Below are 2181 nucleotides of genomic sequence, written 5' to 3'. Positions count from 1 at the left end.
CGCCGCAACCGCCGCCAAATCCAGCCTTCAGCGACAGGCACTCCGCATAATCACACTCTCAGCATAATCGACGTTTTGCGGTGCACCGCAAAACGTAGAACTCGGCGCCGCCTGGCAGAAGCGCTCCAACGAGAGCGATCGCGACTACCTCTCGGTCAAGCTCGACGATCCGAGCTTTCCCGCTCCGATCTACGCGACGCTCACGGAAGTCGAAGGTGAAGACGGTTACCAACTGATCTGGTCCCGCCCGAACCGCGATTGAGGAGATCGGCCCCGCCGCGAGGCGGGGCTTTCCTCTTGTCCATTCACTCTAGTCGGAAGGAGGTGTTGAGCCGGTCGCCGCTCTTCGAATGGTAGCACGAGCCAATGGCACGCGCGCTGCCGCACCAAGGGCAACACAAATGGCGCCGATTAACCAGCCCCGCCGATTGCGCATGCCTTCCTTGCAAGCATATGCCTTCTTTTCGGGCGAAGAATTGCACATATACTGATCATCAAAATTACAAAGGTGAGCAACATGAAAATCGCTGAACGGCTGAAGAAAGCCATTGCAGAGCGCCGCGCTATTCGCGAGCTATCTGTCCTTGACGACCGCGTCCTGAACGACATCGGCGTCGCGCGTGGGAACATCCACAGCCTCGTCCGTGGACTGTAAGTTCGTCAATCGTGATGATTGAAAAAGGGCCGCGCCAGTGCGGCCCTTTTCTTATGGCTGGCGATGGCTGCTAGTCGGTCGCGATGGACTGGACCGCTCTGGCGACGACCTTAAGAGCGTTCTCGTCGAGTTCGATGATCCCGTCCGACTTTTCGCCAATCGTCTTTGGGCTTGCGCCACTATTGTCCCAGATCCAGGCCTTGTCCGCCTGCTCGAGGAACCAGGGGAACTGCTCCAGAGATCTCTGGTAACGCTGGCGGACCTTCTCGTCTGGTACCGGGTGCCCGCCTTTCGCCACACGGAGTTTGATCCGCTCGATCGAGCGTTCCGGGCTGTCGAGCACGACATATAGAAACCAGATCGCAAATCCGAGTGCTTTGGCCGCTTCGACCAGTCGCCGGTACTTGCCGGTCGACAAGACTGTCTCGACACCGATCGTTTTGTGGACATTGATCGAGGCATCGAGCCACGCCTCGATGCGTTGGACTGCGGTCAGATTAGCTTCGACGAGGGGCTTTGCTTCTACCTTGCTGATCCGTGCAGCAAGAAGGTCCGGATTGACGATCCAGACGGATCGACCTTCCATTTCCAGATCGGCATTCGCATACACGCTGCTTTTGCCGGATCCGTTTGGCCCTGCAATGATCAGGAAGACTGGTTGCTCAATCCTGGACGGGAGCACGATCACGCACGCCGGTCACAGCCTTGTTGTCACGGCGCGCCTTATCGACATTCTTGCTGAACACGTAGCTCAGATCTTTCCCGAGGGTCTTGCTCTGCGCGTCGATCGTTCGAACAGTCGTGAACTGACCGCTGTCCCCATCCCGCACGCGCTTCTGCGTCACCGCGGTATCACGCGCATCGATCCTGGAATTGCCGAACTTCTTGACGACGACTTTGGCCATGTCTGCTCCAACCTGTTCCCCGAATATAGCAATCATTTGTGGGCACGCAAAGACCCGCGTTGGGTATCGACCCAGTTCATTCAAGCCGTGCCAGGAAAACAGGTGGCGATAGGACGGCGCAGTCCATTTGGCCGATATGCGAGGGTCTATCCAGCGCACGCCGCCAAAGCCATATTCCCGCTCCGCAATTCCCGTGGCTCCATGTGTGGGCTCGATTGGGCATGTCTGACCGGAGACCGGCTTCGCCTCGATCGTATTCCCGCAACGGCGCTGCGAAACTTTCATCCCCTGGCGTCTGCGCCGCCATTCCTCGCGAAACAAGAAAGTGTCTGCGTGCCGCCCTCCACGCTGTTTCGGCCTTGTCAGGTGCAGTCCGATCGTCACCGGCCTTTGCGACTGCCATCGAGGCCGCACTAGAGCGGCCCGAAACGGCAAAAAGGAATACGACAATGGCTACCATCGGCACCTTCACCTCTACCGAAAACGGCTTCAGCGGCTCGATCCGCACCCTCGCCCTCAACGTCAAGGCTCGCATCGCCCGCATCGAGAACCCCTCGGACAAGGGCCCGCAGTTCCGCATCTTTGCCGGAGCCGTGGATTATGCTGAGAGTGTGATTATGC

At 58.5% G+C, this 2181-nt stretch carries 4 protein-coding genes and 1 pseudogene; 3 read left to right on the top strand and 2 right to left on the bottom strand.

From position 1 onward, the window contains the following. Positions 1-91 precede the first annotated feature (91 nt). A pseudogene (locus tag GB927_RS34175) lies at positions 92-262 on the top strand (DUF736 domain-containing protein); the annotation flags it as partial. Positions 263-517: 255 nt separating this feature from the next. After that, positions 518-655 (top strand): YjiS-like domain-containing protein, encoded by a 138-nt coding sequence (locus GB927_RS34170; protein ID WP_256121581.1) that lies wholly within the window; start codon positions 518-520, stop codon positions 653-655. A 70-nt stretch (positions 656-725) separates the two neighbouring features. Here the strand turns inward: GB927_RS34170 and GB927_RS34165 are convergent, their stop codons facing one another. Together GB927_RS34165 and GB927_RS34160 are read right to left on the bottom strand one after the other, a co-directional pair. Beyond that, complete coding sequence (locus GB927_RS34165) at positions 726-1343, bottom strand: ATPase (RefSeq protein ID WP_256121580.1); 618 nt, start codon at positions 1341-1343, stop codon at positions 726-728. Beyond that, complete coding sequence (locus GB927_RS34160; protein ID WP_256121579.1) at positions 1318-1560, bottom strand: hypothetical protein; 243 nt, start codon at positions 1558-1560, stop codon at positions 1318-1320. The genes GB927_RS34165 and GB927_RS34160 overlap by 26 nt, the downstream gene beginning before the upstream one ends. 449 nt (positions 1561-2009) lie before the next feature. Between GB927_RS34160 and GB927_RS34155 the strand changes: the two genes are divergently transcribed. Next, on the top strand, positions 2010-2181 hold a 172-nt coding region (locus tag GB927_RS34155), incomplete at its 3' end, for a DUF736 family protein (protein ID WP_256121582.1).

The sequence above is a fragment of the Shinella lacus genome (genome assembly GCF_010994755.1).
In the GTDB taxonomy this organism is placed as follows: domain Bacteria; phylum Pseudomonadota; class Alphaproteobacteria; order Rhizobiales; family Rhizobiaceae; genus Shinella; species Shinella lacus.
The sequence above is the reverse complement of the archived record's forward strand: the minus strand, read 5'-3'. Positions and strand labels throughout refer to the sequence as shown.